Here is a 13,094-nt window from a genome sequence, read left to right as displayed (position 1 = left end):
AGACAACGCCCTCACCACTCGGCCTACCTTAGCCGCAAGCCGCCCCAGACCCATTCGGCTGCATCGCCTGGAGCTGCTGCACTTCCGCAATTACGCCCGGCTGGAGCTGGAGATCGAAGCCCCACGGCTGTTGGTGATCGGAGCCAATGGCGAAGGCAAGTCGAATCTGCTGGAAGCGGTGGAACTGCTCGGCAGCCTGCGCTCGCATCGCACCGGCAGCGACCTCGACCTGATCCAGCACGGCGAAACCCACGCCAGCGTGCGCGGCTTCTGCCATGAACCGGCGGCGCCGAACCACCAGGGTGCGGCCAGCACCAGCGACGCCCTGGAACTGGAGCTGCGCCAGCGGGGCGGACGCACAGCACGGCGCAACGGCAAGACCCTGAGCCGCCAGCACGATCTGATCGGTCCGCTGCGCTGCGTCGGCTTCAGTGCCCTCGATCTGCACCTGGTACGCGGCGAACCGGCCCTGCGGCGCCAATGGCTCGACCGGGTGGTGCTGCAGCTCGAGCCCGTCTACACCGAGCTGCTGAGCCGCTACGCCCGCTTGCTGCGGCAGCGCAGCCGCCTCTGGCGCGGCGGCCTCTCAGGGCCGGAGCGGGAGGCCCTGCTCGATGCCTTCGACCTGCAGATGGCGGTGGTGGGCACCCGACTGCACCGGCGCCGGCGCCGGGCACTGGCACGCCTGCAACCGCTCGCGGCCGCCTGGCAGGCCCGGCTGAGTGGGGGCCGGGAACGGCTGGAGCTGCGCTATCAGCCCGGCAGCGTGCTGGAGGGAGAGGAGGAGGAGGGCCTGTGGCGGGAGGCCCTGATCGAGCAGCTCCAGCGTCAACGCCAGGAGGAACGCCGGCTGGGCCAGTGTCAGGTGGGGCCGCACCGCGACGAGGTGGGGCTGTTGCTCGGCGATCAGGCGGCACGCCGCTACGGCTCGGCCGGCCAGCAGCGCACTCTGGTGCTGGCACTGAAGCTGGCTGAGCTGGAGCTGGTGCAGCAGCTCTGTGGCGATCCGCCCCTGCTGCTGCTCGACGACGTGCTCGCCGAGCTCGACCCCACCCGCCAGCAGGTTTTGCTTGAAGCCGTGGGCGAGGCGCATCAGTGCCTGGTGAGCGCCACCCATCTGGAAGGTTTCAGCGATCGCTGGGCCGCAGGCTCGCAGCGGGTGGGGATCGTGGCGGGGGCGATCCACTCCCCTCCTTGAACCTGGCACTAGGATGCATTGCTGTTTGTACAGATTCGATGACCCAGACCCTGCCCTGCCTCCACCCCAACCCGGGATGGAACGGAGCCCAAAGCCTCAAGAGCCCTAAGCACCCCGCCTCTCCTGCCCCGGCTGAACCCGTGGCCAGCTCACCTGAAACCATGGTGGGCAAACACTGCATCCTCGAGCTCTACGACTGCAACCCGCAGAAGCTCGATGACGAAGCCTTCCTCAGGACCGCCATCACCACAGCAGCGAAACGTGCTGGCGCCACTCTCCTGAACCTCATCACCCATCGGTTCGAACCGCAGGGCGTTACGGGGCTTGCTCTTCTGGCCGAATCCCACATCTCGATCCACACCTGGCCGGAATCCGGTTACGCGGCTGTAGACGTGTTCACCTGCGGTGACCACACCATGCCCGAGCGGGCCTGTGACGTGCTTGGCCAGGAGCTCGGAGCCACACGCCGGAAGTTGAAGAGCTTCCGGCGCGAAACGCCCGCCTCGATCGCCGACGGAATCCGCGAACCGGTGCCCGCCGCCTGATCCGGTCCGGGGCACACCAAGAGGGCCATGCAAGGTGGGCGGGCATTCAGTGCCCTGCCCACCTTTTTCGCGTCTGGCCATGCTCTGACACAGGCCTGGCCCGTAGATCGGCCTGTGCTCTGGCCATCGTCTTGCCGTGGCTCGGCCTGGGTGTGGGCGCCGCCTGGGTACTGCCCAGCTGTGGCTAAGCCTTTGCCTGGACAGTGCCTGTGGACTGCCTGGGCGCTGCCTGGAAACTGACCGTGCGTTTGTCTGGTCCCGTTCAGCCCCGGCCCATTGCGGCGCCCGGCAGCTGGCGGTTCAGCTTGCCGCTCACCAACCCTTCCAGGTCCAGGCTCACAGCGGTGAAGCCCAGCCCCAGGAACGTGTCCACCAATTCCTGTCGCGGCAGGCGGGTCACAAAGGAATCGAGCTGATCGGCGGGCACTTCGATGCGGGCCGTCTCCCCCTGCACCCGCACCCGCAGCTCACGCACCCCGCGGCGGTGCAACCAGTCTTCGGCACGCGCCAGCCGTTCCAGGCGCAGCGCTGTGATCGGCTCTCCGTAGGGAAATCTTGAGGAGAGGCAAGGCTGGGCAGGTTTGTCCCACCAGGGGAAACCGAGCGCTCGCGAGATCTGACGCACGCCCGCCTTGTTGATACCGAGCTCCGCCAGCGGTGAAATCACCCCATGCTCCCGGGCCGCCTCGATCCCGGGGCGATGATCCCCGAGGTCATCGAGGTTGACACCATCCACCACCTGCAGGCCGCGGCCGGCGGCGATCTGCTCCGCCAGCACACCGTGCAGCTCCTTCTTGCACGCGTAGCAGCGGTTGGCGGGGTTGCGGAAGTAGGCGGGATCCTGCAGCTCTGCAGTGGCCAGCTCCTGGTGGCGGATGCCCATCCAGGCCGCCTGCTGGCGGGCCTCCTGGAGCAGATGGGGGGCCAAGGCGGGGGAAACACCCGTCACCGCCAAGGCCTCCTCGCCCAGCTGCTCGGCCGCCACCGCTGCCACCAGGGCGCTGTCCACACCGCCGGAATAGGCCACCACCACAGCCCCGAAACCCTGCAATCGGGCGCGCAACCGCTCCAGCTGGGTGCACAGCTCGGCAGGCAGGCACTCCAGCAGGCGGTGCAGGGTCGGGGCAGCAGCGCCTCCGGCAGCCTGAAACGGCAGTGCTAGTGAAGGCATTCCAGTCGCTGCCGATCGTTAGCATCTGATCGTAGAAGCCTGAGCCATGGCAGCGACCACAAGCAACGGCCGGGGCATTGGGATCCGCACGGCCGCAGGCAGCAGTGAGCGCAGCCACGGCCAGCTGCACGTCTACGACGGCGAAGGCAAGGGCAAAAGCCAGGCGGCCCTCGGGGTGGTGCTGCGCACCATCGGTCTGGGAATCTGCGAACAGAAACGCACGCGGGTGTTGCTGCTGCGCTTTCTGAAAGGCCCGGGACGCTCCTACGACGAGGACGCGGCCATTGAAGCCCTGCAACAGGGCTTTCCCCATCTGATCGATCAGGTGCGCACCGGCCGCGGCGATTTCTTCACCGCCGGAGAGGCCACGGCCTTCGACCGGCAGGAAGCGCAGCGCGGCTGGGACATCGCCAGAGGCGCCATCGCCAGCGCGCTCTATTCCGTGGTGGTGCTGGATGAGCTCAACCCGGTGCTCGACCTGGGCCTGCTGGAGGCAGGTGAGGTGGTGCGCACCCTGGCGGCCAAACCGGCAGGGATGGAAGTGATCGTCACCGGCCGGGGGGCGCCGGCCCAGTTGGTGCAACTGGCCGACCTGCACTCGGAGATGCGGGCCCACCACCACGAGGATCAGGGCGGCCGGCTCACCGGAATCGAGATCTACACCGGCGAGGGCAAGGGCAAATCCACCAGTGCCCTGGGCAAGGCGCTGCAGGCGATCGGGCGTGGCATCAGCCAGGACAAGAGCCACCGGGTGCTGATCCTGCAATGGCTCAAAGGCGGCAGTGGCTATACCGAAGATGCGGCCATTGCCGCGCTGCGGGAAAGCTATCCCCATCTGGTGGATCACCTGCGCTCAGGCCGCGATGCGATCGTATGGCGCGGCCAGCAGCAGCCGATTGATTATGTGGAAGCAGAGCGGGCCTGGGAGATCGCCCGGGCAGCGATCGCCAGTGGTCTCTACAAAACCGTGATCCTCGATGAACTGAATCCCACTGTGGATCTGGAATTGCTGCCGGTGGAGCCGATCGTTCAGACCCTGCTGCGCAAGCCGGCCGAAACGGAAGTGATCATTACGGGCCGCTGCAAGAACCCACCGGCCTATTTCAATCTGGCCAGTGTGCATTCAGAGATGGTCTGCCACAAGCACTACGCCGAGCGCGGCGTGGACCTCAAGCGCGGCGTGGATTATTGATTCGAGCGTTTCTTTGCTTCTCAGACTTGGATCTTCCAGGATCCCGCAACTTCAGCACGAACATGCCTTGGCCATGTGTACGCGCATCTGTGGGTGGCGCATCTCTGGAGAGTGTATCCCTAGCTTGTGCATGCCTGGCTTGCGCACTCAGACTTCACCCAATTTGCTCCATCCTGTTTTATTGATTTTCGCGCAGACGACTGTACGCACCGACTCCCGCACAAGCACAAGCACAAGCACAAGCACAAGCACAAGCACGTTCGCTCATTCCTTTCGGCTTCTGTCGACATCGAGCGGCAGCGGCAGGCGCCCCTCCTCGATTTCCTCTTCGATCAGATCCACCTCCCGGTTGGCGATGAAGCGGCCGAGCAACAGGCCCATCAAAAGAGACACATACAACGTGCTGCTGAGGCTCAGCAGAATGGCCAGCCGTTCGCCGAGTGGATTGCTGGGCAACACATCGCCATAGCCCAGGCCGCCGAGGGTCACAAAGCTGAAATAGGTGAGTCGGTCGAGCAGGAAGTCGTTGTGAGCTTCTACGCCCAGGTTGAAGCTGCCCGGGTGAATCACCTGAATGGCCGTGGCCAGGATTCCACCGGTGAGGCCAAGATGCACATAGCCCGCCGCCGCGCCGGCCAGCACCTTCAGGTTCACACGCGGCACCCGGGCCAGCACCAGGACGAACCGCGCCGTTGTGGTGAGGAAGAACACCGTGAGCATCAGCAGCGCCACCACCCTCAGCTGCTGGTTTGGCCAGCCCCCAACCAGCAACGGCACCCAGGTGCCGAGCGCCGCCAACAGTCCGAGCAGCCGGTAGAGCTGAACGCGCAGCAGCTCCGACGAGGACGGCCGGATCGCCGGCAGAAGCCTGATCGACTGGAGCACCAGCAGCGACACCATCACCGGCAGCAGGAAGCGGGCGAAGCCCACCCCGCGGATCGTGGCCACCGGCATGAGAAACACCGGCAGCAGGGTCAGCAGGAGGAAGGGAACGAACTGCTCTTCAAGGAGCAGCAGACGCCGTTCCTCCTGCCTTCGGCCGGAACGCTCGTGCTCCGTCAGTGCCGCCCTTGCCACTGGGGGCATGCGGGGGTCAGTAGAGCGGAACGGAAGGATCGACCTCCTCGCTCCAGGCCTTGATGCCTCCCGTCACGTTGACCCCCTCGATGCCATGCCGTTTGAGCGCGATCAGGGCCTTGGCCGAGCGGCCGCCGAGCTTGCAGTGCACATAGAGGCGCTTGCCTGCGGCCAACTCGCGCACCTGCTCGATCGCCTGCCCGCTTTCGATCTGATCGAGGGGAACGAGCACGCCACCAGGCATCACCGCGATCTCCGCCTCCGGCGGGTTGCGCACATCGAGCAGCACCACATCGGTGGGCTGGCTGTCGAGCAGGGCTTTGAGCTCCTGCACGCTCACGGAGGGCACACTGCCCGCTTCCTCCTGGCCGGGTGCCGAGCCGCCGACACCACAGAACTCCTGATAATCGATCAGTTTGTCGATCACCGGACGCTCAGGGCTGGGGCGCAGCTTCAGTTCGCGGAAGGTCATCTTCAGGGCATCGAACAGCATCAGGCGACCGCTGAGCGTGGTGCCGATGCCCACGATGATCTTCACCGCTTCGGTTGCCTGGATCATGCCGATGATGCCGGGAAGCACGCCCACCACCCCGCCTTCGGCGCAGGACGGCACCATGCCCGGCGGCGGCGGTTCGGGGAACAGATCTCGGTAGTTGGGCCCGCCCTGATAGTTGAACACCGTGGCCTGGCCCTCGAAGCGGAAGATCGAGCCGTAGACGTTGGGCTTGTCGAGCAGCACGCAGGCGTCGTTCACCAGATAACGGGTGGGGAAGTTATCGGTGCCATCGCAGATCACGTCGTAGGGGGCGATGATCTCGAGCGCGTTTTCGCTGGTGAGCGCCGTTTCGTAGAGATCAACCTGGCAGTGGGGATTGATCTCATGGATGCGATGCCGCGCCGATTCGATCTTCGGCTTGCCCACCCAGCTGGTGCCGTGAATCACCTGGCGCTGCAGGTTGCTGCTATCCACCACGTCGAAATCGACGATGCCGAGGCGACCGACGCCGGCGGCGGCCAGATAGAGCAGAAGGGGAGAACCAAGGCCACCCGTGCCTACGCAGAGCACCGAGGAGGCCTTCAGGCGCTTCTGTCCCTCCATGCCCACCTCGGGCAGGATCAGGTGGCGTGAGAAGCGGGCCACCTCATCGGGTGTGAGCTGGACGCCGCTGGTGTCGGGAGGAAGCATGGGCGGAAGGCCGGTGGCCAGAACAGCCGCTTGGGCGGCACATGCCTCAGTCTCCCAAACCCCCGGGCCTTGCCTCATCATCCGAAGCCAGCGGCAGCGGCTCGGCCGCCGTGCCATCGCCGGTCTCCGTCAGCCACCAGCCCCGCAACTCCTGGTGCAGGCCTGAGGCGATCAGCAGCACGGTGGGGGGCATCGCCAGCTCCAGATCCAGCGCCGAAGGCACCGCCGCGCTGGTGGGATGGCTGTGCGCGGCGCCGATCACCGAGAGGCCACGGCTGCGCGCCCACTTCTGTGCCTGCAGCTGCTCGCGCGGATCGAGGGCGAAACGCCGATGACGCTCCGGTTCCGGTTCCCACACATTCAGGCACGGCCACGCCGTGGTGATCCGCCAGCGGTGGTCTGCGTGGCCTGTCGGAATCGGGCCGATCAACAGAGCGCAGCCCTCCTGAGGGTGGGCCGCCCGCACGATCGCCTCCAGCACCGTCAGGGCGCGCCGATCGATCACCAGCTGTTCTGGCCAAGAGCCACCCATGCCGATACGTTATGGGCCGTCACCGCACCCCGCTCATTCAATGAACGAAACAATCACCGAGCAGGACGTGCAACCGACCAGCCATGTGCCCGCTTCTGAGAGCTCCGACGCTGGAGCGAGCTTCAACGCCCGTTACGGCGAGATCCTCACCAAGGTGAACCAGTCCCTCGAGCAGGTGGACTGGAATCAGGCCGGCAAGGCGGGCAAGGCGCTCGGCATCCTGCTGGCAGTGATCGTGGCCCAGATCCTGATCAAGGGAGTCCTCGACACGATCAACCTGCTGCCTGTGGTTCCCGGCCTGCTCGAACTGCTCGGTTTGGTGGTGGTGGGCAGCTGGAGCTGGAAGAACCTCACCACCAGCGAAAAGCGCTCCGCCGTGGTTGAGCGCCTGCGCAACCTGCGCCAGGAGTATCTGGGCTGAGGCCTAGAGCAACCGGTCGATCAACGCCTGCGCCTGTCGCCAGTAACCGCCACCGAACAGGTTGGCGTGATTGAGCAGGTGATACAGGTCGTAGACAAGCCGCCGGCGCGCTTCGCCCGGCGGCAACGGCCATTCACGCCCATAGCCCAGGAAGAAGTCCGCCGGAAAGCCTCCGAACAACCGCGCCATGGCCAGGTCCACTTCCCTGTCGCCGCGGTAGACGGCCGGATCAAACAGAGCCGGCAGCGACGAATCATGCAGAAGCGCCGCATTGCCGCTCCACAGATCCCCGTGCACGAGGCAGGGATCAGGGCCGTGGTCGTCGAGCCAGCCGGGCAGGTCTGCCAGCAGTTGCTGGCTGCCAGGTAGCTGTTTGCCCTTCGCCGCCGCCAGCTCCAGCTGCACGCCCAGACGTCGCTCTGCGAAGAAGCGACCCCAGTGATCCCCCCAACCGTTGCGCTGGGGGTTCGAGCCGATGAAGTTGTCGTGCGGCCAGCCGAAACGCAACGACGGGCCAGCGGCGCTGCGCCGGTGCAGGCAGGCGAGGGCAGCACCGAAATCACTCCAGGCCTGGGAGCTGCCGCCATGGGCCAGCGTCAGCCACGGCAGCAACAGCACCGCTTCCCCCTCCACCACGGCGCAGTGCAGCGGTTGCGGCACCACCAGGTCGGCGCCGGCGGCGGCAGCAAGGGCCTTGAGACCGTCCGCTTCGGCCTGAAGCAGGGGCAGCGCTGCCGCGCCGTTGGTTTTGGCGAAGAAGCGGCGGCCATCGGCAAGCTGCAGCTGCCAGGCCCGGTGGATGCAGCCACCGCCCACCGGCTGGCGGGACAGCAGTGGCGCCTTCAGGTGCTGCCGCACCCAGGCCGCCAGCGAATCGTCCGTCACGGCCGCCCCGTCAGCATGGCCAGCATGCCTGCAATTCTGTGGCGGGGCAGCGAAGGTGGGCGCGCAAGCCGATGCGGCCAAAGGCCAGTGCGACGTGGCCGTGCTCGGCGCCGGCATCGCCGGCCTCACGGCAGCGGCCCTGCTGGCGCGCCAGGGCCTGGACGTGCAGCTGCTGGAAGCCCATCACCAGAGCGGCGGCTGCGCCGGCACCTTCCGCCGCCGGGGCTATGTGTTCGATGTGGGGGCCACCCAGGTGGCCGGCCTGGAGCCGGGCGGCATTCACGCGCGGATCTTCGAGCAGCTGGGAGTGGAGGCGCCGGCAGCCACCCCACTGGACCCCGGTTGCGTCGTGGATCTGGCCGATGGCCAGCGGGCGGTGCGGCTCTGGCGTGATCCCGAGCGCTGGCGGCAGGAACGGCAGCGGCATTTCCCGGGCTCGGAGCGCTTCTGGAGCCTGTGCGCAGCAATCCACCAGGCCAACTGGGGCTTCGCTGGACGGGAACCGGTACTGCCCCCCCGCAGCCTCTGGGACCTGGGCCAGCTGCTGGGCGCCCTGCGCCCCGCCAACCTGGCCAGCGGTGTGCTGGTGGGAAGCACGATCGCCGATCTGCTGAGGCTCACGGGCTGCGCCAACGACGCGCGGCTGCGGCGCTTTCTCGATCTGCAGCTGCGTCTCTATTCCCAGGAGCCGGCCCACCGCACTGCCGCGCTCTACGGCGCCAGCGTGCTGGCGATGGCACAGGAGCCTCTGGGCCTGTTCCATCTGGCGCCCTCGATGCAGGCCTTGAGCGATGCGCTGGAGCTGGGGCTGGCCCGCGCCGGCGGCAGCCTGCGCTTGCGGCACCGGGCGAGCGAGCTGCGGCAGCACGGCGGCGGCTGGAGGGTGCATGGCACAGGGCCAGGCGGGAGCCGCTGGCAGCTGCTCGCCCGTGAACTTGTCTGCAGCCTTCCCCCCCAGTCGTTGCCGGATCTGTTGCCAGGGGATGCCCTGCCGGCCGGTTACGGAGCGCGGCTGCGGCACCTGGAGGATCCCAGCGGTGCGCTGGTGCTGTACGCGGCCGTGGAGCGCAGCGCCCTGCCCGCCGACTGCCCCGCTCATCTGCAGCTCGACTGGGCCGACCCTGGCTCCCTGTTCGTGTCGGTGAGCCGGGAGGGGGATGGCCGGGCGCCGGCGGGGGAGGCCACCCTGATCGCCAGCGTGTTCACTCCGGCCCGGCCCTGGTTCGAGGGCGACGAAGCCGCCTACCACTCCCGCAAACAGACGGCGATGGCGGGCCTCCAGGCAGGGCTGAATCGGTTGCTCGGTCTCACGCCGGCGCACTACCACCACGCGGAACTGTCCACACCACGCAGCTTCGCCCGCTGGACCGGGCGGCCCTTCGGCTTCGTGGGCGGGCTGGGCCAGCATCCCTCCCGTTTCGGCCCCTTCGGGCTGGCCAGCCGCACACCCCTGCCTGGCTTCTGGCTCTGCGGCGATGCCATCTACCCCGGCGAAGGCACCGCGGGCGTGAGCCTGTCGGCGCAGATGGTGAGCCGGCAACTGCTGGCTCGGCGGGGGATCGCTGCCTAGAGGAACTCCGGCCGCAGGCGCTGGCCGGCCGCCAGTGCCTCGCGCAGATCGGCCCAGCGCTCCTGCTGCAGCAAGCCCTCCAGCTGATCGAGCGATCGCCGATAGGAGGCCAGGGCCGCCAGCACCTGCTCCCGGTTGCAACGGGCCATCAGGGCACCCAGTTCCGGGTTGCCGCCCCCCACACGTGTGGTGTCGGCAAAGCCACTGGAGGCCAGCGCACGCACCAGCACCCTGGCCTCAGTGTCCACCTGCTCGTAGCCGGCTTGCCCATCGCCAGAGGCCGGCGCCGCCACGGCGCCCCGATCCGCCGCCTGCAGCAGGGCGGCACCCACCAGCACCGGCAGGTGGGAAATCAGCGCCACGGCGCGGTCGTGGGCCTGGGGGTCGCACAGCAGCCATCGGGCCTCCACGGCTTCCGAGAGGGTGCGCACGAGCTCCAGAGCTGCCGGGTCGGTGTCTGGCGTGGGCGTCACCACCCAGGGGCGACCGCGGAACAGGTGGCGCACCCCCGCTTCCACCCCGGCCTCCGCGGTGCCGGCCATCGGGTGACTGGCGACGAAACGGGGCACGATCCCCTGCCAGGTGCGCAGCACGGGTGCCTTGACCGAGCCCACATCGGTGATCACCGCGTCCGGCGGCAGGGCAGCCAGCAACGCCGGGTCCGGCGCCAGCAACTGATCAAGCGGCAGCGCCAGCACCACGAGCGGACAGCCCGCCAGCACGGAGGGATCGGTGCTGACCCGGCCAGCCAGTCCGCGCTGGCAAGCCCGCTCCGCCGTGCTCTCCCGCCGTACAAGCCCGCGCACATCCCAGCCGCGGGCACGCAGATCGAGGCCCAGGGAGCCGCCGATCAGGCCCAGCCCCACCAGCCCCACCACTCCGGCCGTGCCGTCGGGGTGCATCGTCTGGGCTGTCATGGCTGCCACGGTCCACTCGGAGCAGCTTCCTACGATTCGCGGATGTTGGAAGCCCGCGCCCACCAGCAGCTCAAGCAACTCCTGCGGCAGGAGGGTGGCGTGGGCTGGCCGCATCACCTCACGCTCAGCCGGGTGGTGGGGCGCAGCCTGCGGCGCGGCGATCACTGCTGCCTGCAGCTTGCGCCTGGCAGCGATCCGGGCTGGCTTGTAGCCCTGCTCGTGCCGATGGCCCTGGCGACGGCACCGCTGGTGCTGGTGGTGAGCGAGCCGATGCGCCGGCGCTTGCTGCAGGTCGAGCTGCCCCGGCTGCGAGCCGCCGGGCTCACCCTGCCGTGCTGGGAAGGGGAAACACCGCCCCGCGACAGCACCCTCTGGCTGATGAACCATCAGCAGTTGGTGAAGGCCTGGCAGAGCGGCACCCTTGGAGATCGCCACCTGGTGATTCCCGAGGAGGAGATCCTCGAAGCACGGCTGCGCACGGCGCTGGATCAGCAGCTCGCTCCTCAGCATTGGGACCAGATCCGCCTCAGTCTGCCGGCGGCGGACGCGAGCCTGCTGGAGCTGCACCAGCGGCTCGGCCGCCGGATCCTCAGCCACCCGGGCACCCCCTCGGCCCAGGTGCCCCTGCCGCCCGAAGACGAAGCGCCCCTGCGGCAGTTGCTGTCGCTGCTGGGGCCGCTGCCGCATCCATGGCCCGAGTGGATGGCGGCCAGCGGCCCGGGCTGGACGAGCTGGGCCACCGTGGACCGCCAGCTGCTGCAGTGGGACCTCCACCGGGTGCCGCTCGAACCGCTGGAGGTGATGCAGGGACTGCTGGATGGCCGGGCCCTGGTGCTGGTGGGCCAGCGCGGAGCGCCTGTGCAGCTGGCGGGGTTCACCCCCCAGGTGCGGGTGGATCTGGCCGATCCGCTCCTTTCCGACCCGTTGCCGCTCTACGCGCCCCTGCGCCAGCCCCTGCCCAACAGCCCCCAGTACGGCGAGCATCTGCTCGATCACTGCCGCCGTCTGGTGCTGGGCCAGGCTGGCCTGACGATCGTGCTCGTCGATGAGGCTGGCCTGCGCCTGCCGCTGGCGGCGGCGCTGGCGGCCGAGTTCGGCACGCGGGTGTGCCATCAGGACACAGCCCCGGAGAGCAATGGTGTGATCTGCTGCGGCTGGAGCTGGTGGCTGGAGCATCAGGAGCGATTGCCGGTGCCCTGCCAGGTGGTGGTCGGTCCACTGCCGATCGCCAGCCTGGAAGACCCGCTGACCGCCGCCCGGGTGATGCGGCTGCGCCAGCAGGGACGCGACTGGTTCCGCGAACTGCTGCTGCCCGAAGCGCTTGATCGACTGCAGCGCGGCCTGGCCAGCCTCAGGCGCGGAGGGGCGGGACGACTGGCTGTGCTGGATGGCCGGGTCCGCAGCCGCAGCTGGGGGCGGCAGGTGTTGCGTGCCCTGGAACCCTGGGTGGCCCTGAATCGCCTGCTCCCGGGCTGAGCCGCCAGCTGCAGATACGCCCGGTGGCCACCTCTACGCTGCATCGCAATGGGAGCAGAACGGTCATGGGTGAAGCAAGGCGGAGGGCGCAACAGGGTCTGCCACCACGCCAGAAGGCCAAGCCATCCGCAGCCAAGGACGCCTCACCACGCCTGGTGGAATGGTTTCCGCTCACGCGCGACCAGGCCGATCGCTTCGTGAAGCTCACCACCCGCGGCGCCTGGGTCGGCATTGGCTCACTGGTCCTCTTCTGGGTGGTCGTGCGCTTCATCGGCCCGGCCGCCGGCTGGTGGCAACTGTCCGACACCCCCTGAGACATCGCCCTGACATCCACCCCCTGGCCGCCGCAGGCGTTCCTGCTGAGCGCCGCAGGTGTACCCGCTGAGCACCACAGACGTCACCGCCTGCTGACGCGCCACTATGAACGGTCGCAACAATCGGAAGAAAACCTTATGATCGGGCGGACCAACGGTTCCGCGTGATGTTTACCCGTCTGGCTGAGCAATACCGCTCGCTGGCTCAGGATCTCGTCATGAGCCTTCAGGCTCTTGCCAGCAGCCTGCAGCGCAAAGGGCTGGTGGCCACCTGCTACGTCTGCGGAGACGGCCAGGAGCGGCAAGGCGCTTCCTTCGTTGCAGACCTGGGGGATACCCACACCATCCGCTTTCTGGTGTCTGACTGCGGCATCAGCTGGGTGGAATCGCGCAATGGTCACGAGCTGGTACGGCTGGACGGGGCCGATGCGATCCAGGAACTGCAACGGGTGACCGCCTTCCTGCAACAGGTTCCCGCCGACGGCAACGCCATAAAGACTGCGGACCAACGGCAGGCTGTGCTGATCAGCGCAACGTCCCAACCCCTCGAGGAATTGGTGGGGTGACCAGCTCGGCTGAGCGGGTGAGCCGCTGGCGTTCTGGGGACAGT

At 67.9% G+C, this 13,094-nt stretch carries 14 protein-coding genes; 8 read left to right on the top strand and 6 right to left on the bottom strand.

Annotated features, from left to right (window positions below; genetic code table 11):
- Nucleotides 1-73: 73 nt before the first annotated feature.
- The gene (gene recF, locus KQ303_RS09210) at nt 74-1,198 is read left to right on the top strand and encodes a DNA replication/repair protein RecF (protein WP_259730058.1); all 1,125 of its coding nucleotides are present in this window, start codon (nt 74-76) and stop codon (nt 1,196-1,198) included.
- Nucleotides 1,199-1,236: 38 nt separating this feature from the next.
- On the top strand, nt 1,237-1,743 hold the full coding sequence (gene speD, locus KQ303_RS09205) for an adenosylmethionine decarboxylase (RefSeq protein ID WP_255101367.1): 507 nt from the start codon (nt 1,237-1,239) through the stop codon (nt 1,741-1,743).
- Between the two features lie 262 nt (nt 1,744-2,005).
- Here the strand turns inward: speD and larE are convergent, their stop codons facing one another.
- Nucleotides 2,006-2,914 carry an ATP-dependent sacrificial sulfur transferase LarE gene (gene larE, locus KQ303_RS09200; RefSeq protein ID WP_259730042.1) on the bottom strand — a complete coding sequence of 303 codons (909 nt, stop codon included), beginning with the start codon at nt 2,912-2,914 and terminating at the stop codon, nt 2,006-2,008.
- 46 nt (nt 2,915-2,960) lie between these two features.
- On the opposite strand from larE, the gene KQ303_RS09195 reads away from it, so the two are divergent.
- On the top strand, nt 2,961-4,106 hold the full coding sequence (locus tag KQ303_RS09195; protein WP_259730041.1) for a cob(I)yrinic acid a,c-diamide adenosyltransferase: 1,146 nt from the start codon (nt 2,961-2,963) through the stop codon (nt 4,104-4,106).
- Between the two features lie 264 nt (nt 4,107-4,370).
- Here the strand turns inward: KQ303_RS09195 and KQ303_RS09190 are convergent, their stop codons facing one another.
- Genes KQ303_RS09190 through KQ303_RS09180 form a run of 3 tightly spaced genes read right to left on the bottom strand, consistent with a single transcriptional unit; the run spans nt 4,371 to nt 6,901 of the window.
- Nucleotides 4,371-5,192, bottom strand: coding sequence for a potassium channel family protein (locus KQ303_RS09190; RefSeq protein ID WP_259730040.1), 822 nt, complete (start codon nt 5,190-5,192; stop codon nt 4,371-4,373).
- A 7-nt stretch (nt 5,193-5,199) separates the two neighbouring features.
- Nucleotides 5,200-6,369, bottom strand: coding sequence for a molybdopterin-synthase adenylyltransferase MoeB (moeB, locus tag KQ303_RS09185; protein WP_094514206.1), 1,170 nt, complete (start codon nt 6,367-6,369; stop codon nt 5,200-5,202).
- A 46-nt stretch (nt 6,370-6,415) separates the two neighbouring features.
- A complete protein-coding gene (locus KQ303_RS09180) occupies nt 6,416-6,901 on the bottom strand; it encodes a M67 family metallopeptidase (RefSeq protein WP_259730039.1) in 486 nt (161 codons plus the stop codon).
- 40 nt (nt 6,902-6,941) lie between these two features.
- On the opposite strand from KQ303_RS09180, the gene KQ303_RS09175 reads away from it, so the two are divergent.
- Entirely contained in the window at nt 6,942-7,322 is a 381-nt protein-coding gene (locus KQ303_RS09175; protein WP_259730038.1) for a CAAD domain-containing protein, read from the top strand.
- 3 nt (nt 7,323-7,325) lie between these two features.
- Here KQ303_RS09175 and KQ303_RS09170 read toward each other — a convergent pair whose 3' ends face one another.
- The gene (locus KQ303_RS09170) at nt 7,326-8,207 is read right to left on the bottom strand and encodes a fructosamine kinase family protein (protein WP_259730037.1); all 882 of its coding nucleotides are present in this window, start codon (nt 8,205-8,207) and stop codon (nt 7,326-7,328) included.
- Nucleotides 8,208-8,262: 55 nt separating this feature from the next.
- Between KQ303_RS09170 and crtD the strand changes: the two genes are divergently transcribed.
- Nucleotides 8,263-9,777, top strand: coding sequence for a C-3',4' desaturase CrtD (gene crtD, locus KQ303_RS09165; RefSeq protein WP_259730036.1), 1,515 nt, complete (start codon nt 8,263-8,265; stop codon nt 9,775-9,777).
- Here crtD and KQ303_RS09160 read toward each other — a convergent pair.
- Nucleotides 9,774-10,694, bottom strand: a complete 921-nt coding sequence (locus KQ303_RS09160) for a prephenate/arogenate dehydrogenase (RefSeq protein ID WP_259730035.1) — start codon at nt 10,692-10,694, stop codon at nt 9,774-9,776. The two genes, crtD and KQ303_RS09160, sit on opposite strands and share 4 nt — an antisense overlap.
- A gap of 42 nt (nt 10,695-10,736) precedes the next feature.
- Here KQ303_RS09160 and KQ303_RS09155 point away from each other — a divergent pair, with 42 nt between their 5' ends.
- From KQ303_RS09155 to KQ303_RS09145, 3 genes are all read left to right on the top strand, one after another.
- A complete protein-coding gene (locus tag KQ303_RS09155; protein ID WP_259730034.1) occupies nt 10,737-12,170 on the top strand; it encodes a helicase in 1,434 nt (477 codons plus the stop codon).
- A gap of 65 nt (nt 12,171-12,235) precedes the next feature.
- Entirely contained in the window at nt 12,236-12,484 is a 249-nt protein-coding gene (locus KQ303_RS09150) for a DUF2839 domain-containing protein (protein ID WP_094514216.1), read from the top strand.
- Between the two features lie 167 nt (nt 12,485-12,651).
- On the top strand, nt 12,652-13,050 hold the full coding sequence (locus tag KQ303_RS09145) for a DUF1815 family protein (RefSeq protein WP_094514218.1): 399 nt from the start codon (nt 12,652-12,654) through the stop codon (nt 13,048-13,050).
- The last annotated feature ends 44 nt before the right edge of the window (nt 13,051-13,094 follow it).

Source organism: Synechococcus sp. CS-1333 (genome assembly GCF_025128015.1).
Taxonomy (GTDB): Bacteria; Cyanobacteriota; Cyanobacteriia; order PCC-6307; family Cyanobiaceae; genus MW101C3.
Note: the sequence above shows the minus strand (reverse complement) of the source record. Positions and strands in the feature narration are given on the sequence as shown.

What these genes read in the sequence shown, in the direction of transcription:
- speD (WP_255101367.1), top strand. Translation starts at nt 1,237, where the DNA reads ATGACCCAGACCCTGCCCTGCCTCCACCCCAACCCGGGATGGAACGGA.
- larE (WP_259730042.1), bottom strand. Translation starts at nt 2,914, where the DNA reads ATGCCTTCACTAGCACTGCCGTTTCAGGCTGCCGGAGGCGCTGCTGCC.
- KQ303_RS09195 (WP_259730041.1), top strand. Translation starts at nt 2,961, where the DNA reads ATGGCAGCGACCACAAGCAACGGCCGGGGCATTGGGATCCGCACGGCC.
- KQ303_RS09190 (WP_259730040.1), bottom strand. Translation starts at nt 5,192, where the DNA reads ATGCCCCCAGTGGCAAGGGCGGCACTGACGGAGCACGAGCGTTCCGGC.
- moeB (WP_094514206.1), bottom strand. Translation starts at nt 6,369, where the DNA reads ATGCTTCCTCCCGACACCAGCGGCGTCCAGCTCACACCCGATGAGGTG.
- KQ303_RS09180 (WP_259730039.1), bottom strand. Translation starts at nt 6,901, where the DNA reads ATGGGTGGCTCTTGGCCAGAACAGCTGGTGATCGATCGGCGCGCCCTG.
- KQ303_RS09175 (WP_259730038.1), top strand. Translation starts at nt 6,942, where the DNA reads ATGAACGAAACAATCACCGAGCAGGACGTGCAACCGACCAGCCATGTG.
- KQ303_RS09160 (WP_259730035.1), bottom strand. Translation starts at nt 10,694, where the DNA reads ATGACAGCCCAGACGATGCACCCCGACGGCACGGCCGGAGTGGTGGGG.
- KQ303_RS09155 (WP_259730034.1), top strand. Translation starts at nt 10,737, where the DNA reads ATGTTGGAAGCCCGCGCCCACCAGCAGCTCAAGCAACTCCTGCGGCAG.
- KQ303_RS09150 (WP_094514216.1), top strand. Translation starts at nt 12,236, where the DNA reads ATGGGTGAAGCAAGGCGGAGGGCGCAACAGGGTCTGCCACCACGCCAG.
- KQ303_RS09145 (WP_094514218.1), top strand. Translation starts at nt 12,652, where the DNA reads ATGTTTACCCGTCTGGCTGAGCAATACCGCTCGCTGGCTCAGGATCTC.